Origin of the sequence: Brasilonema octagenarum UFV-OR1, from assembly GCF_963888615.1 — a bacterium.
Taxonomy (GTDB): Bacteria; Cyanobacteriota; Cyanobacteriia; order Cyanobacteriales; family Nostocaceae; genus Brasilonema; species Brasilonema sennae.
The window spans coordinates 1-22,720 of the sequence record NZ_CAWPKW010000340.1; the positions used below are offsets into that span (position 1 = coordinate 1).

A 22,720-nucleotide genomic window follows, 5' to 3' on the forward strand; every position below is an offset into this window, starting at 1 on the left:
CTGGTCTCACCAGATACCTCTGTCGGGAAACCCTCATCAAGTACTGGCTCCGCAACGCGCTGCTCACCGCTAAAACTCCACCCATAGCTTGAGCCACTCGTCCAGGGGTCAATTTATCCATAGACTTCTGCCAGGGGAGCTGATTATCAGCAACGATATCACGAGCTAACCATAACTCCCAAGTCATTAACGGCATTAAATCACTCCAGTGTATGCCCTTCGGGCACGCTACGCTAACGCATTGCTCTGGAGTACTGAATTTTGGTACTGTCCAATGTAACTGGACAGGACTTACGCAACTGGCACAAGCGACAGCGCGGCGTTGCGGCAGATCGCGCCAAACAACTAGACGATAAACATAGGGCTAGTAGTGCATAGTAATGATTTAACGCAGTGGGCGCGAAATTTCCGCAACCACTGGGGTGGGGTGCATCACGCCAGGTCAAGCAAGGGGGTTCGACGCCCCCTTGCTTGACAACCTCCCGCCAGATTGTTCTTGAATATATCGTTTTACGATTTTCAAAGGTGCTCTCCACAAGAAACAATGCACTTTGAGTCGTGCCACAGTTTTGCTTTACCCCAGTAAAATTTATCTATTTCAGACTTATATCTCTCTCTAAGAATTCGACTATTTTTGCTTCTTCTCAACTCAGCTTCCCTGAGTCATTTTGTGCTTTTTAGTCTAAAGTCCAGTTATTTACTATCGGGACTTAGACAAAAAACACCCATAAAAAAGGCTAAAATCTTTATACGGAAAGACTTTGACATCGTTTTGCCTGGTTTGTTGATATATTTGGGTTTGCGCCATTTTTGAGCATTTGGTGTATTTCCCTTACCCTGCATGGGTTTGAGGCTTATTTTTCACTCAAAAATGTTTAAGTCCCGCTATTTACTATCGCTTCTTTGCTTTTTCTTAGATAATTTATTCTTTAGAAGTCCCTAAGGAGCAAGTTTGAGATGGCGAAACCTAGTTTTTGGAACATAGGTAGAAAAAAGCCTGTATTTCTCAGGTTGCGAATGATCCTGTTAGTTGTGCTAGGGCTGATTTTCAGTAGTAGTGTTTCTCTATTACCATCTAATTCCAGACTTCTTGCCCAGAAACCCTCCCCCCCTGTAGGGGGGTTATTTTATGCTTCTGCTTCAGTATCTTCTACTAGTGAACAAGTCAAAGCGCCCTCAAACACAGAACAACTGATGCAACAAGGAAAGACTTTATACCAAGCAGGACAATTTGCTGAGGCGGCGCAAAGTTTCCAGCAGTCTGCACGGGTTTATGAGTTCCAAAAAGATGCCTTCAATCAAGCTTTGGCGTTAAATTATCTTTCTTTGACTGAGCAAAAATTGGGACGGTGGAACCAAGCAAATGTTGCTATAACAACCAGCCTCAATTTATTAAACCAATTAAAATTGAATACAAGTGACATGAAACACATTCTCGCCCTAGTTCTTAACACTCAAGGCAGTTTGCAATTAGCGTTGGGGCAAGCTGAAAATGCATTGGAATCATGGCAAAAGGCTGCTAATATTTATGCCGAAATTGGTGATACTGCGGGGAAGACTGGTACTTTAATTAACCAAGCTACAGCCTTCCAATCCTTGGGGCTTTACCGGCGGACGATGAGAATATTCGAGCAGGTAAAAAAAAATCTGGATTCTACACCAAACTCCCTCCTGAAAATTTCTGGATTGCGAAGTTACGGCAATGTACTGCTAGCAAGTGGGAATATAGATGAGTCTCAGAAGGTGTTGGAGCAAAGTTTGGCATTGGCGCAACAGTTGCCAGCATCACAAGAAGAAAGTTCTATTTTACTTAGTTTAGGCAATGCCGCCTTTGCCTTGGGCAACAGAAATCTACTCAAAGATACTATCAACTCTGAGGATAACTTTCTACCGTCGCACTGCGCACAAGGTACAATGCAAGAGAGCGATCGCCCAAGGGACAGATCCCAGAAGGAGCATCGCTTTGCAATAAGCCAGAGGCTTGACGCGAAGCGTATCGCGCAAACAAATAATGCTGAGTCTTACTACAGAAAAGCTACTGAATTATACCATAAAAGTGCGAATAAGTCAACTTTAACACTGACTGCCGTACAAGCACAACTCAATCGCTTGAAGGTATTACAGTATCTTCAAAAGCAACCAACGGATGAAGATTTGCGAGCAATCCAATCTTCGCTCTTAAATTTAACTCCCAGTCGAGGCGCAGTCTATGCCAAGGTGAACTTTGCCCAGAGTTTAGTTTGTCTGACACAAGGAGGGGGAGAGTGGGGGGAGGACAAGAGGACAACAAGAGAAATTTCCAATTCCCCAATTCAAAATCGCGCAACTAAGATCCAAAATTCCCAAGAAATTATCCATTTATTAAACACGGCTGTGCAACAAGCTAAAGACCTAAAAGATACACGTGCTGAGTCTTATAGTTTAGGTTATCTGGGTCAATTTTACGAGATGGAAAAACAATGGTCGCAAGCACAGCGATATACTGAATCAGCCTTAAACCTTGCTCAAATAATTAATGCTCCTGATATTGCCTATCAGTGGGAATGGCAACTGGGACGCTTACTGTTGGTTCAGGGAGATAGAAAAGCTGCAACTGTAGCTTACACCACAGCAGTAGAAACTCTGAAATCTATACGTAGTGACTTGGTAGCTCTCAATCCCGACGTTCAATTTGACTTTCGGGATGAAGTAGAACCTGTTTATCGCCAGCTAGTTGCATTACTTTTACAACCTTCACAAATCTCCTCCGAGAAAGCAGGAATCAAAGGAGAAGTCAGCCAGAAAAACTTAAAACAAGCTCGTGATGCGATTGAAACTTTACAATTGGCGGAATTAGACAACTTTTTTCGAGATGCTTGTATTACCGTCAAACCAAAGCAGATTGACGAGGTAGTGGATAATGCTAATCCTGCTACAGCAGTTTTTTACTCGATTATTTTAACAGACAGTATCGAAACAATTGTCAAATTACCCCAGAGAAAAGAACTTCGGCACTACACAACTGACAAACCCAAAGCCGAAGTAGAAAGCACCTTAGAAGCACTGCGACAAAAACTAGAACAACGCTATACATTTCGCGATCGCGAAGAGCTATCCAAAGAAGTGTATAAATGGATTATCAAACCTGCGATTGCAGATTTGGAGCAAAGCAACGTCAAAAATCTCGTCTTTGTGTTGGATGGTTCGTTGCGAAATATTCCAATGGCTGCACTTTATGATGGCAACCAGTATCTTATAGAAAAGTACAGCATTGTCTTATCACCTGGTTTGCAACTGCTAGCAGACAAATCAAAACGGGAACGATTTGAGGCTTTAACAGCTGGACTGACAGAATCTCGCCTCAATTTGAGTCCTTTACCCAACGTCGCCACTGAATTGAAGCAAATTGCAGCAGTTATTCCCTCGAAACAACTTCTCAACGAAGATTTTACTCAGAAAAGTGTTGAAAAGCAAGTTGATTCTGCTTCTTACAGAATCGTTCACCTCGCAACCCACGGCAAATTCAGTTCCCAGCAGGAAGAGACATTTATTCTAGCTTGGGATGGCAAGATTAAGATTAAGGAATTGGGTGAGGTACTGCAAACAAGAGAACAAGTGGTAGGGCGTTCATCTCGCGTACCTCCTCCTATCGAATTACTTGTCCTCAGTGCTTGTGAGACAGCTACTGGAGATAAGCGAGCTGCTTTAGGACTCGCTGGATTTGCTGTGCGTTCCGGCGCACGTAGTACCCTGGCTTCGTTGTGGCAAGTAGATGATAATTCTACCTCTATTCTCATGAGTAAATTCTACCGACAGTTAACGCGAGATCCGAAGATAACTAAAGCAGAAGCTTTACGTCGCGCCCAAGTGTTCGTTTTGCAGGATAAAGGACATCCATTTTATTGGGCACCTTATGTTTTAGTGGGGAATTGGCTTTAGCTCAACCGTGAGAGGTTTGTTCCCAACTGGGCAATCACGATTGCCTTATGTCCCGTGCCTATCACTTGGCAATTGGCGGCTGACATCCCAATGATGGACTCCCTACTTTGTGAGGCGTTACCGCAGGCACATCAGCGACAAGTATGACATCCCCATTCGCATTCACTACCCAGCCTTGAGCTTCGACAATTTCACCCGTAGGTGTATTGACCAAATTAGGATTTTGTAATTTTTCTCCCTCTCTCCCTCTCTCCCTCTCTCCCTCTTGCCCCCTTATCCCCAGAGGGGACCCCGAGTTCCCCCTTGGTACAGCAGTGAGTCGCCAATCTTCCCATACTGCATCGCTGTTGAGTGTGTTGTTAGGAGAAGGAGGTAAACCACCACGTCCGGTATAAGTGAAGCTACTTTTAGCAGTTCTCGCGCAGACATTTTCGTCTACTAAACGGGCAACATCTACCACATCTACTGTTAAGGGAACTAATCCTTTAGTGGGGTCTATATCCGGGGTGTTGATTTGCACCGTACCACTAATTCCAAGTTCAGAACTGGCTGTAATGTCGTTTTGCGGTGTCAACTGGGAGCGAGGCTGAATTCCGAAGATACTTTGAGCATTAATTTGAACTTGACCACCTCTGCCTGTAAAGGCATTCGCAGTAATGTCGCTGTTTTCTTTGGGAGGAGCAACAATGAAGCCATTCGGGGCATTGATAGTGATGTTACCGCCATCTCCACCATTTTGTTGATTGCCTGCGGTGGTAGAAATTTGAGCGCCACGACGCAGAAGGAGTAAATCGCGCACATTGAGGTTGATATTGCCACCGTTACCCGATGTAGATTCAGCATTAAGTGTGCCACTGTTGTCTAGGGTAACTCTAGGTGAGGTGACGATAATATCTCCAGCAGTACCCGTTGGACTTTGGGAACTAACGAACAAGCCCCTGTTACCGTTTGAACTGTTACTAGAAATGTTGACAAAATCAGTAGCATTAACTTTAATTGTGCCTGCATTCCCTTGTCCGAGAGTTTGAGCTGTCAGTTGAGCGCCATCTCGTAATGAGAAAGAACTAGAATCGATAGTAATATTACCCCCATTGCCTACTGTCCCCGTTTGCACCTGACTGCTAATCACACTAATAAAACCGTTTTTCTCCCCAGCAATATCAACAGCGCCAGTAACTTTCACATTGACATTCCCCGCATCCCCTCGTCCTGCTGGTTGGGTAGCAGATGCTTCACGAGTCAGGGTTTGCAGTTGAGTGCCATCAATGAGTGATAGTGTTGCCGCCTTGATATCGATATTGCCACCCTTACCTACACCTCCTGCTTCCACTGTGCTGAGGATGGAAGTACGAACAAGGGAAACAGCATCGAGTGCACTCACTGTCACATTTCCCGCATCCCCTTGTCCACTGGTTGAAGTAGAAAGTTGAGCGCCATCTCGTAACGAGAAGGAACCAGAATTGATAGTAATATTACCCCCATTGCCTATTGTCCCGGTTTCCACCCCACTTACAATACCACTAAAATAATCGTTTTTTCTCCCGGCAATATCAACAGCGCCAGTAACTTTTACATTGACATTCCCCGCATTTCCCCGTCCTGCTGGCTGGGTATTAGATGCACTATCAGTAAGGGTTTGCAGTTGAGCGCCATCAGTCAGTGATAGTGTTGCAGCATTGATGTTGATATTGCCACCTTTACCTACACCTCCTGCTGCCACCGTGCTGAGGATGGTAGCATTACCAGCAAGAGAAACAGTATCAAATGCCCGCACTGTCACATTCCCCGCATTGCCTTGTCCATACGTTGAGGCATTAAGTTGAGCGCGATCTTGTAACGAGAATGAACCAGAATCGATAGCAATGTTACCCCCATTGCCTTTTGACCCCAAACGCACTTGATTGCTAACTATGCTCCCAGTGCCAGCAACTTTGATTTCTCCAGTAGCATTCAGCGTAATATCTCCTGCAACAGTTTCCGGTGTCCCCAAACCTTGCCCAATACCAGCACTTAGGACACTTCCTCCCAATATCTCTAAATTCCTGGCATTGACTGCAATATTACCGCCACCAGCCCCTTCTACATATATACCTGCTTGATTGGTAAGGGATACATCTGCTCGTGCAACATTCTCAGGAAATCTCAAGCTAAGATTATCGCCATTTACACCTAGCGCTACAGTACCAGCTTCCGCCAATCCTCCTAACTCAACTCGTCCACCATTAGCATTTAATTGTCCCCCATCCATGCTGACATTACCACCCACCAGCAATAAGCTCTTACCATCTGGTACTCGTAAACCACTAGCGTTTAAGCCTGCTGGATCTGTTTGGGTGGGTGCAATTGAGTTATTTTGAATTGGTGCTGCAGCAATTTGATTAAAGAAAAAAGCTGAAGGATTAACCGTCAACAGTGGAGGAGTATTCGGATTCGTTGCGCTGAAAAAACCTTGATTACCAAACTCTATTGCATTAGCTGTCGTCCCAACAAACGAACCCCTAACATCCAAACTGGCATTTCGTCCAAAAATAATCCCATTCGGATTAATCAAAAACAGATTAGCATTACCCAAAACACCAAGTTTCCCAAAAATCCTAGATGCCTCACTCCCCGTCACCCGACTCAGAATATTCTCAATTCCACTTGGGTTAGCAAAATACGCTTCTCGTCCTTCACCGATATTAAATTGTGAAAAACTGTGAAACAGGTTAGCGCCGCGAATTGCTCCACCATCAATTCTGTCAGCTTGTGGGCTTGTTGGTGTAACTACAGAACTTTCTGCTCCTAGAGTCCTATCAGCTACGGGTTTAAGTTCTTGAGCAATAGTAGAATCTGCAGAGAATACGAGTGGGAGCAACACGGCTACGCTAAGCGCACACCAAGGAGCAATTCCTAACCTTAAGAAGAACTTGCACACAAGAGCATTTATCCTTAACAAGCGACACCCCCCAGGAATGTTTTGCAATTGCACTCTTTTTTGATTCAACCACATTTTCTGGGGTGTGGTCATAAGTGGTTGGTTGAGACTGACGCGGTGACGCGGAGAATGGGAGACGCGGTGAAGTTGACCTATGTCCACCAACTGTTTTTGACCACACCCGATGTCCAATGCCGTATGCTCATCTTAAAGAGTACAACAAGAGGCGATCGCTTCGGTAGCAATATCTTCTAATCCCACAGACTCCAACAAGTTTTTCCAATCAGCTGCCAACGTTGTATCTCGGAGTTTAGCACGCCTAAGTTCTCCTAAAGTTGTTACAGCATCTTGCCATATGCCTGCTTGAGCATAAAGGGCGACTCGTTGGCGCAGTGTTGCTGTTTGTAAGCGGCGTGTTAAGTCATTTTTCAGGGCGATACGTTGCACTAACCCCTCAACTGCGATTGCCTTATGCCCCGTGCCTATCACTTGGCAATTGGCGGCTGACATCCCAATGATGAACTCCCTACTTTGTGAGGTGTTACCGCAGGCACATGAGCGACAAGTATGATATCCCCATTGGCATCCACTACCCAGCCTTGAGCTTCGACAATTTCACCTGCAGATGTATTGACAAAATTAGGATTTTGTAATTTTTCTCCCTCTCTCCCTCTCTCCCTCTCTCCCCCTTGGTACAGCAGTGAGTCGCCAATCTTCCCACACGGCATCGCTGTTGAGTGTGTTGTTGGGAGAAGGAGGTAAACCACCACGTCCGGTATAAGTGAAGCTACTTTTAGCAGTTCTCGCGCAGACATTTTCGTCTACTAAACGGGCGACATCCACCACATCTACTTTTAAAGGAACTAATCCCTTACTGGGATCAACATCAGGTGTGTTGATTTGCAGTGTGCCACTTAAGTCAGGAGTTGCCCCTTTGGCAGTAATATCACTTTGTGGGGAAGGTTCTTTCCTGGGCTGGATACCAAAGATACCAGCAGTATTTTTTATGGTGACATTCCCGCCACGGAAGTTAGCGGAATCAGCACGAATATCGCTATTTTCTTTGGGAACAGCGATGATGAAACCATTTTTAGCATCGATAGTTATGTTACCGCCAGAGATATTGCTTCCACTGGCGTTGGTGGTGATACTACTGCCACGACGTAGTAATAACAAAGGTGAATTGAGAAAGATATTTCCCCCACCTCCAGTAGTATCGGCGTTGATTTTAGCGCGGTTGTCCAACAAGATAGAGTTAGCATCTACAGTCAAGTTGCCAGCTTTCCCGGAATTTGCGCTGCTGACTGTAACTTGTGCCCCATCCCGTGCTACTAACTTTCCTGTACTCAAAGTTAAGTCTCCGCCATTGCCAGCGCCTGTAGTTTCAGCGGATATAATTGAGCCATCGCCAGTGAGGGTAATAGATTTAGGAGCAGTTATTCTTAAGGTTCCACCTTTACCGCTACTACTTGTGGATGCGGATATTTGCGCTTGTTTTTGGAAATTCACCGTTAAAGTTTGCCCATCACCAAGAGGTTGAAAAGTTAAACTCCCAGCGTTTCCAGCGCCAGAGGTGGAGGTAAGAATCTTCCCATCTTCAACACTCAAAGTATTAGCGCTGACTGTGATATCGCCTCCTGTTGAGTTAGTTACAGTTGTGGCGTCTAAAACAGCTCCATCAGTTACCCGTAGGTTGTTAGCTGTAACGCTGATATTACCACCCCGTCCAATTTGACTACTACTGGATGTTCCTGGTAATAGTTCATTACTACCACCACTAGCAGAGCGTAAAGCGCTTCCCTGATTAGAAATGCTGACTGTATCAGCATTCACCTTAATCTCTCCTGCAAATCCATCTCCTAAAGTCTGGGTTTGTACAATTCCAGATTTGGTTATGGAAACTCTAGGGGTGCTCAGTTCAACTCTACCACTGTTACCAATTGCTCCTGGAGCCACCCCGCTTAATATTGAGCCATTGTTAATTGTTATCGAGTCACTAGCTTTGATTGAAATATCACCTGCTTTACTATTTTGTCCAAAGGTAGTTGTGGCGACCGCTGCGCCATTATTAATCATCAGCCTTCCGGTTTCTATTTTCAAGTTACCTGCGCTGCCAGTAGAACCAACGGTTGTTTGGGAAAACACACCTGAAGGAAATACAGTTCCAGAGGGAGGTTTGTCAGTAGTTCCATTTGGAATATAACCGCCAAAGTATGTACCTAGTGGAAGTCCAATAATGTTACCAAAATTTTGTGGAACAATAAATTGAATAGGATTAATACCTTGAGGTATGGTGGTTGTTCCACCACTCAGTTCTACTGTATCAGAAGCCATTAAAGTGATGTTTCCGCCTGCTCCTGTGCTGTGAGCGGAAGCGGATAGTTGTGCACCGTTAGTGAGGGAAATTAAAGGAGCGCTGATTTGAATATCTCCCGCTTTGCCAGAACCAAATGTATCGCTCAATATTGCACCATTATTGAAAACAAAAGGAGCATTGCTCTTGATAGTGATGTTTCCTGAACCTTTTCCTCCAGAAGAGTTAATTGATGTTAGATTACTCCCTTCCCGCTAGAAGATTATCTAGAATGTAGTATAAGGTCAGACATGGCGGTGACAGGGAGAGAAAAGTGGAGAAATTAAGGAGAAGGCGAAAGTTTGAGCTATGCGATCGCCAACTGGACTGGGATTTGTGGCAAAAACTGTACTACAAACACCAACAAGAATATCTGCGTCAAAGATTAGTGGCAATAAAATATTTGTATGAGGGAAAAACGAGAAAGGAGGTGTCAAAATTACTTGGATGTACTTATAAAACCCTAACAACTTGGATAGATAAGTTTCTGATAGGTGGGCTGGTGGAATTGACACAAACAATTAGACACTCTGTACCATGTAGACTAAATTATGACCAACAGCAAGAGTTAAAGAAAATGCTTCTAGAACAAAAACCTATAGATTATGGCGTAGATAGAAATATATGGACGGGAAAAATTATTTGTCATGTGATTAAACAAAGATGGGGAGTTGAACTAAAGGATAGCCGTATCTATGAAATTTTAGATGAATTACATATGTCACATCAAAAAGCGCATAGAGACTATGCTAATGCCGATCCAGACAAACAAGCTGGATTTGTGTCCACTCTAAAAAAAAATTAATAAATCGGGAAAAGACGGAGAAAGTTGTATTTTTTGACGAATTTGCAGTTTACGCTCGTCCCAGTATATTTTACGCTTGGGCACAGAAGAATACTCGTCCTCAAGTACCTAGTAATGAACGTAGCCAGCGTCAAAAACTGAATGGAATGATTTGTATAGATGCTGTTACAGGAGAAGAATATTTAAGATTAAAAGAACACTCCAAAACAGAAGATGTATCTGGTTACTTCGCCGAATTCTGCTTAGATGGCGTGAAACAGGGGGTGACAAAGTTAACTGTTATTTTAGATAATAATTCAACTCACAAACAAAAAATGCGTTCTCAGTTAAAAGTGCATTTATCAGAACTTTTGATTCAAGATAAGATTGAAGTTGAGTTCATTGATACTCCACCTTACTCGCCGAATTTCAATCTCGCTGAATACATTATTCATCTTTTAAGATTGATGGTATTACATCACCAACCTTTAGATATCACTTTACAGAAAGTCCGAGAAAAACTAGAAAATTTATTATTACTTAACCATGTGCAAACTCCTGAACAAATCCAAAACACTCTAGAACACATTTACAGCTTAGTTAGGTAATCTTCTGACTGTCTAAATGTAATTGTTAAAATTTTGACGTGTATATTCTGTTAAGATTTGTAGTATAGTGCTTCACCGCCAATCTCAATTCAGTTGGCGCTCGCCCCCAGGAAGACTGCAAACGGAGTTTGCATTGCTCTAACCCAAGCGCTCCTTAGGGCGATCGCATAGCTCAAATTTTCCTCTTCTCCTTAATTTCTCCACTCTTGTCTCCCAGTATACATTCTGTATGACTTTATCCTACATTATAGGTAATCTTCTAGCGGGAAGGGAGTAATGGTATCTGTGGCGCTCAATGTTATCGTTCCCCCAGTACTTCCTGTTGAAAGGGAGTAGGAGTACAGATGTTGTGTATTAATATTACCACCTGCTTTGAGTGTTATCGCTCCCCCTATACCTGAGGAGGCGTTGGAGTTGGAGTACAGATCTCCTGTATTAATATAACCACCTGCACTGAGTGTTATCGCTCCCCCTGTACCTTCTTTGTCTCTGCCGTTGGAGGAGGAGTCCAGATTTTGTGTATTAATATAACCACCCGCACTCAGTGTTATCGCTCCCCCTGTTTTAGTTGAAACAGTAAAGTTGGAGTTGGAGGAGGAGTCCAGATTTTGTGTAATAATATAACCACCCGCACTCAGTGCGATCGCTCCCCCTGTACCCGCTATACCTGACTGACCAGCACTAGAAGAGGAGTTCAAGTTTACTGTATTAATATTACCACCTGCACTGAGTGTTATCGCTCCCCCTGGATGATCTGCCATACCTGAGCGGCGGAAGGAGTAGGAGTTCAGGTCTTGTCTTGCATCAATATTACCACCAGCTACCAGTGTTATCGCTCCCCCTCTACTTATAGAACCTAAGTCTGAGTAGGATGAGGAGTAGGATTCTAATTTTTGTGTATCAATATTACCACCAGCCAATAGTGTTATCGCTCCCCCTGTGCCCGCAGAACTTGAGTTGGCGTTGTTCTTGGAGTAAGAGAGCAAATCGCCAGTAGTGGCAATGTTGCCACGAACGGCATTTATGGTAATGTCCCCACCATTACCACCTGTACCTACGTCGTTAGAGCTTGAGTTAGATGCCAAAGAGCCAGTTGTAATGTCTCCCAAGCCAGCAGTTAGCTGAATCTTACCCCCATTTTTGGCGATACCTTGTTCAGAGTACGAAGAAGAGTTCAAATTTCCTGTAGTTACGCTACCATTAGCTTCTAAGCGAATCGCGCCTCCAGAACCTGCTGTGTTATTACCACGCGAGAAAGAGTACAAATTTTGGATGTCAATATTGCCGTTAATAGCTTTCAAGTCAATAGTACCTCCATCGGATTCGGTTATAGCATCATTGTTTTGTGTTCCATTGATGCTGATAAGTTGAGTTTTGATATTCCCCGACTCGGCTTGAGAGCTAACTATCCCCCCGATCCCGTTAAACGGTTGTAGGACAACATTTTTCAGCGTAATTCCCTGTGGCACATTTGAGTTACCAGAGGCTAGTGCATTTTCAGAATTGACACCGACTTGAGCCAAAGTACTTTGTCCGGAACGCAAAATTAGCGCTGAAGTTTTGCTTAAAGTCTCAGTATCTGTTTTGGGAAGCAACTCAGTTGTACCCGGTTTAATGATATTGATATCGCCGCCAAAGCGAATATTCCCTTGAGATTCAACGTAAAGCGATGCGCCTGTATAATTTGCTGCAATATCTACATCACCTACTGCGCTGATAACAGGAGTGTTCTGAGAGCTAATATTTGCTAAACCAGATACACTACCAATACTGAGATTTCTTCCGGAAAATAGCTGACCTGACAACTCAAGTTTATCAGCCACGAGAGTCAGGTCTTGCTTTGATGCTAAATTTCCAGTACTTGTAATAGTTGCTTGTGGTTTGGATGGTCCATACTGCAACCCTGGTGTAATATTTACCGTCAGCAATGGCGGTGCGTCTGGATTGGTGGCGCTGAAAGTGCTGTTATCAGGAAATTTCAAACTACTTGCAGTCGTCGCCAGAAATGAGCCGCCAATATCTAACCGGGCATTGGGACCAAATACAATTCCATTGGGATTGAGTAGAAACAGGTTTGCTGAACCATTAGCACGAATTAAACCATCAATATTAGAAATCGCTCCACCCGTAACTCGCGTTAAAATATTCTGAATATTTTGAGAATTGTTAAAAAAAGCTGTAAAGCCAGTGGGTACAGAGAACTCTTGGAAAGAGTGGAACAGATTAGCGCCTCTTGTGGTTCCACCCTCGATAATTCTAGTATTGCCCTCTAATTTCACATTAGAATTATTCGGGAGAGTGCTATCCGGCGTGATTTGGGCAATAGCGCAATTAGCACAGAGTATTATTGCACCAACGAACTGACTTGTTAGGACAAGCGCGAGCAACGAAGCGCAACGCGGGTAAGCGAGCGCAATTCCTAGCCCTTTGAAACACCCCAAACGTACATTTTTGCCCAACATTACATCCCTCTAAATAAGTAGAAAAAGTTTTCGCAGTCCAATGCCGTATGCCCATGTTAAGGAGTACAACAAGGTGCGATCGCCTCCGTAGCTATATCTTCTAATCCCACAGACTCCAACAAATCTTTCCAATCAGCCTTCAACGTTGCATCTTGGGGTTTAGCACGCCTAAGTTCTCCTAAAGTCGTTACAGCATCTTGCCATATCCCTGCTTGAGCATAAAGGGCAACTTGTTGACGTGGTGTTGCTGTCTTTTGGCGACGTATTAACTCATCTTTCGGGGCGATGCGTTGCACTAATCCCTCAACTGCGATGTCATCTGACCGACTTTGAGGGTTACAATCAATCAAAAAGTACCAGTGATAATATTGTCCAATTTTGAGCGGTATCTCTGTTGTGGGAAGGTTAACGCTAATGACTCCGGGCGTGTTGGATAGAGTAATCGGAATTGGTTGTTTGGTGACAGAGTTATTTTTTTCATCCAGCAAGACAAATTTTACTGAGTTTATATTCTTGGGTACATAGGGAACGTAAAACCAAAAAGTTGGATGTTCAGATGTAGTTAAGCTTAAAACATATTGTGTGTTGGCTGTGCCTGTTGTGACTTGCTTCTGATTTGCGGTTTTTGACATCAAAGGAACCAAGGCTGTGAGAGGTTTGTTCGCAACTGGACAATCACCGCGAGTTCCTGCACCTTTTCTGTCTCTCGGTGCACCCCGATTTTCTGGTTGCTTTTCTAAGGTTGGCTGAACAAAACGTATTCTTGGGGTATTTAATTGCTGAGATTGTGCTGCTAATTGCGTGAAACTAACTAGTAGAAAGGTGGTACTCAACAATAATGCAGTTTGTGGTGAAAGAAAGCTACTTGTAGTCATAATTCAATTCTCAATCGTTTACAGTTATTTTTTTGTTAATTGTTTTTTGTGAATAAACTTTCGTATTTTTTTACACCTATTCCAGTGATTACTAATCCCAGTGCAGAGGGAAGGAAGGGTATCCAACCCCCGTACAGCAAGAGGAGAAAACACCAACCGTAGAGAGTGAGTAATTCTGCACTGATGAAAATTGCAAGTTTTAATTGTGACCGACTGTATACAGCGACTATTCCTGTTAATAAACACCAGCCGCCAATCCACAGAAATTCACCCCATGCAGGCAAAACCCATAGTAGCGGTCCGTGGTCTAAAACAGCACTCAGAATTTGACTAACCATATGTGCGTGCAGCAGTACTCCTGGAATTTCCTGGTATGGGGTAGTCGCCGCACTATAGGGTGTGAAAAAATAATCTTTAGCGCTTTGTGAGTCAACGCCAATCAGGACAATCTTATCTTTAACCAAGTTGGGGTTTAATTCACCATTCAGGACTTGTGCGACACTGACTTGTTTAGCAATCTGTTGTGAGGAGCGATAATTGAGCAGTATTTGGTGTCCCTTTGCATCGAATTGTTGATAAGCACCCGTGGGGACATCTATCGGTTTAAAAACGACTTTGCCAAGTTGCAAGTAGCCTTCGTTAGTAATATGAAATTGGATGCGACGTTTATCTAGATATAGATATTGTCGTGCTAGTTGAAAGCTAAAGGAGTAGCCAGACTTGCAAGGTGATTCCAGGTCTGGTGTCATAGATAGTAGATGGCGACGGATAACTAAATCGCTATCAAACACAACATCACTAAAACCTATGCGGTTCGTTGGAATTTCCGGTGGTGGTGAAATCCCAACTTCTTGTTGTTTACTACCGCTGACTTGACAGATACCAATAAAGCTATTGTTTGTTCGCAAACGAGTTGCTAAATCTGGATATTGAGAATCTACCGGAAAATCTCGATAGATATCCAAACCAATAACTCTTGGTTTGTATGGTTCCAATTTCTGCAATAGTTCTTGTAGTGTAATATCTGATAGTGATGATTTTTGTCTTTGTTTTTGAGCCTGAATATCTGCTTCTGTGACAGTAATCACCAAAAGACGTTCATCCGCACCTTCGTCAGGTCGCATCCGCATCATTGAGTCGAAAGCTGATAGTTCCCATTGTTGCATAAAGCCGAGTGATCGCACTCCCACAATGAAGCCAGTTATGATGACACTCACTATCAATGCGGTTTGTAGATTCCGCACTGTCAATTTAGGGGGAGGAGTTGTGTTAGTTTGACCACATAATTCTTGCCAAGTGAGAGTCTCTTCCGCTGGATTTTGACAAATCACAGGTAACCAAGAAGCACCAGGAAAATCATCTTCCAAACCCTGCAATCTTGAGCGTGCGTAACGCACCGCTAAATAAAAAGATTGACCACCAGAAAAAGCTCCCAAAAAATGTTTGACAAATTCTTGTGCAACTAAATCTGGTATATCCTCCCGCATAACAATAATTTGGGAGATGTGCAAATCAGTTAACTTTTTTGCTAATTCTAACCCATTACATGAATTGAAAATAGCAATTTTTAAACCGCGTGCAATTGCATATTTTAACGCATATTTGAACTCGCTTATTGTTAAACTGCTGGTTGAATTTATATGTATCTTACCTTTATCACCTTGGCTATAACTGTGTCCTGCAAAAAATAAAATATCCCATCCTTGTTCGTTCCAAAGCCATCTATCCAACTCCTGACGTGAAGGCTCTACTAAAAACACCGTTGATGCATGGGGCAATTGTTCGAGAATTTTTCTATCTTCTTGGACATCAATTCCTTCACTATTACCCAAAACTGCCAAAATTCTCACTTGATTTATTTTCAGTTTGGGTAATGATTTCACGCGCTCATATTTTGGAGTACTTATGGCTACTTCACATAATTGATAACGTTCAATAAAATTCCACAAATGCCAAGGTAGCCGTCGTAGGAGACTATCACTTGCTTCAATAATGACCTGAAATTCTTCGTCTAAAGCCAATCGCCCTCGTAATTCTTGGTCGATTGGGCGAAATAAATCAGAATTGAACCAAGAATTGATTGCTTCATATAACTGTTCTTGAACTTCGCTAAAATCGACTTCACTAACGTTATTTAAACCAGTCAATTCTATTTCAAGTCCAGAACGCAGTAATCGTTGATGAAGTGCCTGATATATTAATTGAAAGCGTTTATAGAGTTCAGTAATTTCTGGTGCAGGAGGTAAACTACCTGTAAATTTTATTGGGCGAGAGTTATTAGTTTCCCACAATTGTGTAGTCACAGGAGAAAAGCCATCGTTTAAGTTACCTTTTTCTAAGTTGATAACAATTAACTTACTCATATTTAATTATAAGTCAGCTATGAGTCTGGACAGAATACAGACCATTTTAATATATATTAAAAGTGTTTATTTGTTAATATCTCATGACTTTAAAATACCAATTAGCTAATATCAGATTCGCTTAAACACTTATAATATCTGTAGGTTGGAAAGCTGTCATTTGCGCTGCCTCTCCAACCTACATTAAGAAATTTTCTTACAAGTAATCACCCGAAATTGACATAATTTCAAATAGAGAAATTTTCGATCATGCTGGAATCATTAAGAATCAGCTTGATAGAAAAGCTGGTTCCAGTTAAACCTTTAAAACGATTAAGTTGAATGTAGCTATCTCGACTTCTCGATTGAATTTGTTGTAAAATGTTATTTGATTCTAAAAGCAGAAGTTTGAGATTTTGCGGTAGATATTTCTCATTACCAGTCGGATGAACTTGTACAAGAATACCAATTTTTTGATCTGCTTCCTGAGAAAGAGCAAGCATTAGTGCTAGAGATTGCCCTCCCAATTGCATCCCTAAATCAATAAGTTTAACTCCATTGACACCTGTTTTCTTAGCTGTGGAAGAACTTCTGAACTCAAATGCTAAATTTCCTAGCTGTGAATTTAAAACTTCATCAATAGATTGCCAACCTGCTGCAAATATCTGTTGGAACCATTGACTGAGGTTCACATTTTTAAGTGGAGAGTCTACAGGAATGGAATTTACTGCTTCTGTATTTAGTGGTGAGGATGTCTCTGCTGTAGATACGGTATTTTTCTCTTCACCTAAACGTTGATTATATAGTTGTTGTCGCCATTGTTCGTTGGAAATGAGTGCCGCCCACTGAGCAAATGGTACATCAAAACGCAATCTGGGAGAATAAACAGATGTATCGCTCAATGTCTGTAATAAGTTTTGGGCTTCTACTGCTGACAAAGTAACTGTAGGTGGAAGTTGTTCTTGCCAATGCAGTCCCAGTGTAGCAAACAGCAAGGTGAAGTTTTCAGTTAACTGTTCTATGGGTAAAGAATAAGTGCGATCGCTCTCGTTATATCTGCCTTGGTTCTTCAATTGACGATGAGTGGTAAACCCACATAACCGCATACTCGAATCATCATCATCTTCATCTAAATTTACCTGCACCGAGATGTAATAGTCAGCCGCCCAACTGTTAATATCTATCCATTCCTGCGGTACACGCAATTCTTCTATATCTAGAATTTCAGTTGGTACTAACACTATCCGGATTTCACCCACCTTAATTGCTGTGCCATTGACTATTTCTAAAAGACTAGGTAAGCTTTCCTCACAAGGAAATACCTCTGCGTGTAACGTAGATTCTTCTGTCAGCCGTTCTTGAAACCAATTCAGTAAGTGACTCAAGCAGACGCGATTGAGATAAGCATTGTAACAAGCAATTGGATTCGAGTGACACTGAGAAAACTGCCATGCTTCTTCTTGTGTGTCTCTTTCTAACTGCAACCAAATATGCTCAGTGTCAATATTTACGAAATCTGATAAAGTTAACATTTTTTCCTCTCTCTTAATCAATCTTAGCTAGCTAGTATTTATTCTGAATGTATATCTCAAGCAAGGAAATCTTCTCTTCTAGCTCTATTTCTTTCTTCCCAGATTTCGATACAGTTTTTAAAACTGATTGAACTAGAGATTTATAGTAGTTGCTTAACCATTTTTCTAAATACTCTTTGATCAAAATATTTATCTCATGCATCAACTTATATTGCAATTGATTTCTTGCCTTGGTAAGTCTTCTAGTTATTTCATCAAGATGAATACCTAAATGAGAAGCAACTTTGTCCTCATCCATTCGCTGTCCGTAATAAAGTTGTAAAATCTCGCGCTCTTCGCTTGTTAACTTCTTGATACCTGACACCAAAGCTGCTTGAATCAAGTCTGAATGTACAGGTGCGTGGTACTCTCTTTCTAACCATTTTTCTACATACTGTTGAACCCATTGTTGAGGTTGAGAAATTCTTGCTAAGGTTTCCAGTAATTGGATTGTGGATTTCGCAAGATAACGAGAAATTGTACTTTGATTAATTCCCAGTCTATTCGCTAGCTGTTTTTGATTGAGTCCGAAACCATAATAGAGAAGTAAAATTTTCTGATAATCTGGTTTCATCGCTTGCAGTTGCTCAGATAAAACCGAGTTAGCTTTCTTTATGAGATATTCTTGATTTTCACTTGTCTCTTCAATGGCTGATATGCTTTGCCATTCAACTTTCACAACATCAGCCTGTGATTCTGATTTAGCTATCATACTATCAGACTGCAAAGCATCAAGTGAAAACTTCGGTAAAATTGACTTCGGATAATTTTCTAAGGCTCTAATGCAAATCTCCATCCAATATTGAATTTGTTTTGCGGTCACTTTAGTAGGGTTAGCAGATACCTCATGAGGTGCGGTTGGTAATACTTTTTCTGCGTTATAACATTGAGCAGATTGTTCAAAATATTCTTGGTCTGGATCTATCCATTTTTTACCTGTACTTCTCGCCGAATTTTTAATTTTGTTAACTAAATAAACTTGTTTAAAATATTTTCTAGCAAAAATAAATTGCGAAATTTTTGGTTCTCCAATCCCTAATACTTCTAGTGCTTCTTTTAGTTCTTTATCACTTTTCTTATATAGCAATCGCCAGCGCGAAAATTGACTTACCTTTGCTGAGGATTTAATATGATTTGTCAAGGCGTGACCTATATATGTATCTAAATTCGCATTCTGGGAATTATATTTAACTAAAATATCCCTTAATTTCAGCGGATTGTAAACTAGCAATCTAGCAAGATACAAATATTCTTCCCAAGAATTGGCGTTACAGTTTTTAGATAAATCTTTAGCAGTCCAATAGCATCTTTCCTCAAAGTAACTTGCTAAATGTTCATAGGCAAGTTGTGTTTTATTCTCTGGCTCCCAGTCTGCTATTAATTGTGATTCGTTAAGTGCTATCTGACGCCAAAAATGTGCTACATCTATCCCTTTATCCTGCTGGCAGAATAAATTATAAAACTCTTCATGTTTTGCTTCATATAACTTCAAATTACGTTGCAGAGAAGGTTGATGTTTCCATTGCAAGGTTAATCGATTATTTTGGTTGTATATCACAATACAGGTAGAAAATTTATTAAAATTATTATCCCGCTTTGGTAGTACAGGGATACTGTCCAATTTGGTAAAATTAAGCATCTTGGTTTTTTTCTCCCTAGTGGTAAACAACAAACTGAATGTACACAATATGTAAGTATTAACTACATTGCCTTGGTTTGTGTGATTTTAGCTTTACTAAACTTATAGAGAGCAAAGCAAAGTAATTATGCAGTTTGTAGCCATTATAAAAACTTGAGAGTAGAAATCGGTCAGGATGCTTATAATTTTACAAAACCCCTAGCCCTTGCAGGGCGGCTGCGCCAACGGGGTAGGGAACAGCTCATGTGGGAACGCTTAACAGTGATAAAAAATGCGCGTTGTGGGTTTAAAGCTGCACTTAAAAAAAGAATGTTTTTGCAGCTATATAAGGATCTAGAAGGAAAGCTTCTAAGCTTAACTTCCATAGCACCAATCGAAGAAACTTAGCTTTCAAACACGTCAGACTCTTTGTCACGCTGTCAGCCTAAGGGGTAAAAATTTGGCAGAGTGGGCAACAGTTTTGCTGAGTTTTGACTCCAAATACACCTATTGGGACTTAAACAAAAATCAAGCCCAAATATAGCCCAAACTGGCTTTATAAGAAGCGAACAGGTCACGATTTAGGGTCAGCCAATCGAAAAATCGATAAGACATGGCTGTTCTGAAAGCCTCTAAAGCTTCAGTAAAAGTGTTCAAAGGTTTGTTTGCCCACCTGCGCCTTAAGCCGCCTGTCATCTGATGCCAAAGAATAAAAGTATAGGCACAGAATACCAAAATAAAGTGTCTGGCATCACCGTGCCAAAACGGGAAAATTGTACGCTAAGGCTGAAACCGTTGTCCTACAATTGTTTCAGACCTGGAAACAAGTGAGTTAACTAATACTTGTATAATAAGCTACTGGTTGAAAACTGTTTACCCTCAGTTTGTTGGTGCAGAGTAGTATGTATTCTCTGCACCTTGAATTTAAGTTTTTATAAAAAGTATTAGTTATTGTATAAAAGAAAGTTACATACCGAAATTATTCGGAAAAATTAGGCAGACTCTTAAACGCTAATTGTGCTACTTCTTCAGCACGTTGTGACGTTACTTCTTGATACCGTAATGTTGTCTGAATGCTTTCATGTCCCATAAGCGCCCTAAGTTCTTCAATCCCCATTAATCCCACTCGCTCTGTAGCAAAAGTGTGCCGTAGGTCGTGAATACGAATTTCTTGGAGTTCTGGAGTTTTCCCAATTAGATTTGTCCAGGACTTATGCATCATACGGTATGAAAGGCGGGAGACTTCTAAAGTCTTTGGCTGTTGAGCAGTAAACAGCGCTGGATGATTGGGGTGCCGATAATATTTGATGTAGTGATTTAGACTCTGATTCGCTACTTCACTGTAAAAACACCACCGTTGCTTGTTGCCTTTCCCAATAACCTGAAATTTCCGGGTGTTGAAGTCTATGTCATCTAAATTTAGAGCCAATACCTCAGTAATCCTAGCGCCACTGGTATGCAACAAACGCACCAGTGCAAACATCCGCGCATCTTTTTTGATAATGCGATACAGGATACTTAATTGGTTAGGAGTAAGATAACGCACTAGTTCATCCGTAGCATATTCTCCTTTGTTTTGACTGGGTTTGCGTCTTGTGAGTCCTGCAACCGGATTGGATTTGAGATATCCCATATCAACAGCAAAATTGAACAAAGCCGTGATGACAGCTTGATGACGGTGGTGGGTAGTATAGGAAACATCAGTTAGATGATTGAGATATTCTACTAAAATTTGTCGGTCGATGATTTCTATTGACCATCGACCATACTGCTTGAGTAAGGGGATAATCGTAGACTCATAGGAACGTAGAGTACTTTTGGCTAGTCCCGGACGTTCTAAAAACTCGGTGGCTAAAGCTGCTAAAGTTATCATTACTTTAGAGGGGCTTTTTGCAATTTATTTGAATAAAAGTATATTTATTAAATTATCATTAACAAATATATTTTTAGATATATTTTGATGGTTGTAACAAAACATTCGACGCTTCCAAAGGGGGAAGAAGGGCTTGCTAATTACGTCCAGAGATTGCGGGGTCAGCTTTCCTTAACCCAAAAAGAGTTGAGTTTCAAAGCTGGAATACATATCCAGACAATCCGCAAAATTGAGGGTGGACAAACGAATAGGCTCAATCAAAAGGCTAAAAGTGGTCTGGCTTCTGCGTTGGGAATACCACCGGAGTACCTGGATGCAGCGGCGAAGAAAGTCTCTCCAGAAACAATAGCTACGTTAAAATTTTGTCCGAAATGTTGGACTCCAGGAACCACCCCTGACCAAATGTGGACTGACTTACGGTCGAAGTATTGCTTTGCTTGTGCTACAGCCTTACGGAATCGTTGTGTTAGTTGCAATGAACCTATTATGTCGCTGAAATTTAAATTTTGCCCTTACTGTGGCACTTCTTACAAACAAAATCAAACCATTTCTTAAAACCGAATATATAGGTAATCTAATTGGCAACTCGCGAACTTTTATCTCCGGCACAGCGGCTGCAATTTACTGAAATTTTTAATTCTATAACTACAAGAGATATAGCTCGCTACTATACTTTTAGTAATGACGAACTCAAAATTATAAAAGAGCGTCGTAGACCACACAATCGTCTTGGTTTCGCCGTGCAGTTGTGTTACCTACGCTTCCCCGGTCGTGTTTGGAGTTTAGGAGAAATAGTACCAGAATCTGTACTGTTTTATATTGCATCTCAATTAAAACTTGACCCGGCAATAATAACAGAGTACTCCCAAAGGGATACAACTCGACGCGAACATTTAGCAGAAATTCAAAAGAATTTTGGATTTCGTTCTTTTGGTACATCTACATATAAGCAACTCTCAAAATGGTTATTACCATTTGCTATATCCTCAGATAAAGGAATGGCGCTTGTGGGAGCATTAATTAAACATCTCCAAAATAGAAGTATTTTGTGGTAAAAGAGTATAAAATTAGCTTTATTACCACAAAAAATGAGCGATATATTAGGTTATATTAAAAAAAATCATCAGGAAACGCAGCGGTTAGTTGGTCTCAAGTATGAGCAACTAGAACAACTAATAAAACAGGCGATCGCCTTACATACCCAAAAGCAAGAAGAAGTCGAAGCACAGAAAGTTAGAATCATAAATAAAGGAGGAGGTCGTAAAGTAAAGTTATCGACGGAGGAGCAAATTCTGTTAACATTGGTATATTTGAGACATTTGACAACATTTCAGTTGCTAGGTATCCAGTTTTGCATGATGTGAATCAACCGCGAACGATACATTTAACTACTGGTTGC

14 protein-coding genes and 3 pseudogenes are annotated in these 22,720 nt (G+C 41.5%); 5 read left to right on the plus strand and 12 right to left on the minus strand.

Annotated features, from left to right (window positions below; translation table 11 throughout):
• Positions 1-196, minus strand: a 196-nt coding sequence (locus tag AC5590_RS30820) for a hypothetical protein (protein WP_370460818.1), incomplete at its 3' end; no start/stop codon positions are given.
• A 246-nt stretch (positions 197-442) separates the two neighbouring features.
• Positions 443-642 (minus strand): annotated as a pseudogene (locus AC5590_RS30825) (transposase); the annotation flags it as partial.
• Between the two features lie 315 nt (positions 643-957).
• Between AC5590_RS30825 and AC5590_RS30830 the strand changes: the two are divergent.
• Entirely contained in the window at positions 958-3,918 is a 2,961-nt protein-coding gene (locus tag AC5590_RS30830) for a CHAT domain-containing protein (RefSeq protein ID WP_169267078.1), read from the plus strand.
• Positions 3,919-3,979: 61 nt separating this feature from the next.
• Here the strand turns inward: AC5590_RS30830 and AC5590_RS30835 are convergent, their stop codons facing one another.
• The 3 genes from AC5590_RS30835 to AC5590_RS30845 form a co-directional block, all read right to left on the minus strand.
• Positions 3,980-7,027, minus strand: coding sequence for a two-partner secretion domain-containing protein (locus AC5590_RS30835; protein WP_248277337.1), 3,048 nt, complete (start codon positions 7,025-7,027; stop codon positions 3,980-3,982).
• 15 nt (positions 7,028-7,042) lie between these two features.
• Positions 7,043-7,345 (minus strand): DUF928 domain-containing protein, encoded by a 303-nt coding sequence (locus AC5590_RS30840; RefSeq protein WP_169267079.1) that lies wholly within the window; start codon positions 7,343-7,345, stop codon positions 7,043-7,045.
• A gap of 129 nt (positions 7,346-7,474) precedes the next feature.
• On the minus strand, positions 7,475-9,298 hold the full coding sequence (locus AC5590_RS30845) for an autotransporter outer membrane beta-barrel domain-containing protein (protein WP_169267080.1): 1,824 nt from the start codon (positions 9,296-9,298) through the stop codon (positions 7,475-7,477).
• Between the two features lie 164 nt (positions 9,299-9,462).
• Here AC5590_RS30845 and AC5590_RS30850 point away from each other — a divergent pair.
• Positions 9,463-10,580 (plus strand): IS630 family transposase gene (locus AC5590_RS30850; protein WP_169267081.1). Its coding sequence is split into 2 segments (ribosomal slippage): positions 9,463-9,981 and positions 9,984-10,580, totalling 1,116 coding nucleotides; the frame shifts between segments, so codons are not numbered across the junction.
• A gap of 245 nt (positions 10,581-10,825) precedes the next feature.
• On the opposite strand, the gene AC5590_RS30855 is transcribed toward AC5590_RS30850, so the two are convergent.
• The 7 genes and pseudogenes from AC5590_RS30855 to AC5590_RS30885 form a co-directional block, all read right to left on the minus strand.
• On the minus strand, positions 10,826-13,042 hold the full coding sequence (locus AC5590_RS30855; protein ID WP_169267082.1) for a two-partner secretion domain-containing protein: 2,217 nt from the start codon (positions 13,040-13,042) through the stop codon (positions 10,826-10,828).
• 56 nt (positions 13,043-13,098) lie between these two features.
• A complete protein-coding gene (locus tag AC5590_RS30860) occupies positions 13,099-13,917 on the minus strand; it encodes a DUF928 domain-containing protein (RefSeq protein WP_169267083.1) in 819 nt (272 codons plus the stop codon).
• A gap of 35 nt (positions 13,918-13,952) precedes the next feature.
• Positions 13,953-16,280, minus strand: a complete 2,328-nt coding sequence (locus AC5590_RS30865; protein WP_169267084.1) for a CHASE2 domain-containing protein — start codon at positions 16,278-16,280, stop codon at positions 13,953-13,955.
• 227 nt (positions 16,281-16,507) lie between these two features.
• Positions 16,508-17,791, minus strand: a complete 1,284-nt coding sequence (locus AC5590_RS30870; RefSeq protein ID WP_169267085.1) for a DUF1822 family protein — start codon at positions 17,789-17,791, stop codon at positions 16,508-16,510.
• 31 nt (positions 17,792-17,822) lie between these two features.
• Entirely contained in the window at positions 17,823-19,469 is a 1,647-nt protein-coding gene (locus AC5590_RS30875; protein ID WP_169267086.1) for a sigma-70 family RNA polymerase sigma factor, read from the minus strand.
• A gap of 507 nt (positions 19,470-19,976) precedes the next feature.
• Positions 19,977-20,195 (minus strand): annotated as a pseudogene (locus tag AC5590_RS30880) (IS701 family transposase); the annotation flags it as partial.
• A 232-nt stretch (positions 20,196-20,427) separates the two neighbouring features.
• Positions 20,428-21,321, minus strand: coding sequence for a tyrosine-type recombinase/integrase (locus tag AC5590_RS30885; RefSeq protein ID WP_169267087.1), 894 nt, complete (start codon positions 21,319-21,321; stop codon positions 20,428-20,430).
• A gap of 87 nt (positions 21,322-21,408) precedes the next feature.
• On the opposite strand from AC5590_RS30885, the gene AC5590_RS30890 reads away from it, so the two are divergent.
• The 3 genes and pseudogenes from AC5590_RS30890 to AC5590_RS30900 all read left to right on the plus strand — a co-directional run bounded on the left by AC5590_RS30890 (position 21,409) and on the right by AC5590_RS30900 (position 22,685).
• Positions 21,409-21,876, plus strand: coding sequence for a double zinc ribbon domain-containing protein (locus tag AC5590_RS30890; RefSeq protein WP_169267088.1), 468 nt, complete (start codon positions 21,409-21,411; stop codon positions 21,874-21,876).
• Positions 21,877-21,899: 23 nt separating this feature from the next.
• Positions 21,900-22,370: pseudogene (locus AC5590_RS30895) on the plus strand (DUF4158 domain-containing protein); the annotation flags it as partial.
• A 39-nt stretch (positions 22,371-22,409) separates the two neighbouring features.
• The gene (locus AC5590_RS30900) at positions 22,410-22,685 is read left to right on the plus strand and encodes a helix-turn-helix domain-containing protein (RefSeq protein ID WP_318284575.1); all 276 of its coding nucleotides are present in this window, start codon (positions 22,410-22,412) and stop codon (positions 22,683-22,685) included.
• The last annotated feature ends 35 nt before the right edge of the window (positions 22,686-22,720 follow it).

Coding starts and splice junctions, on each gene's coding strand:
- AC5590_RS30870 (WP_169267085.1), bottom strand. CDS start 17,791: ATGTTAACTTTATCAGATTTCGTAAATATTGACACTGAGCATATTTGG.
- AC5590_RS30860 (WP_169267083.1), bottom strand. CDS start 13,917: ATGACTACAAGTAGCTTTCTTTCACCACAAACTGCATTATTGTTGAGT.
- AC5590_RS30840 (WP_169267079.1), bottom strand. CDS start 7,345: ATGTCAGCCGCCAATTGCCAAGTGATAGGCACGGGGCATAAGGCAATC.
- AC5590_RS30875 (WP_169267086.1), bottom strand. CDS start 19,469: ATGCTTAATTTTACCAAATTGGACAGTATCCCTGTACTACCAAAGCGG.
- AC5590_RS30855 (WP_169267082.1), bottom strand. CDS start 13,042: ATGTTGGGCAAAAATGTACGTTTGGGGTGTTTCAAAGGGCTAGGAATT.
- AC5590_RS30865 (WP_169267084.1), bottom strand. CDS start 16,280: ATGAGTAAGTTAATTGTTATCAACTTAGAAAAAGGTAACTTAAACGAT.
- AC5590_RS30885 (WP_169267087.1), bottom strand. CDS start 21,321: ATGATAACTTTAGCAGCTTTAGCCACCGAGTTTTTAGAACGTCCGGGA.
- AC5590_RS30900 (WP_318284575.1), top strand. CDS start 22,410: ATGAGCGATATATTAGGTTATATTAAAAAAAATCATCAGGAAACGCAG.
- AC5590_RS30830 (WP_169267078.1), top strand. CDS start 958: ATGGCGAAACCTAGTTTTTGGAACATAGGTAGAAAAAAGCCTGTATTT.
- AC5590_RS30890 (WP_169267088.1), top strand. CDS start 21,409: ATGGTTGTAACAAAACATTCGACGCTTCCAAAGGGGGAAGAAGGGCTT.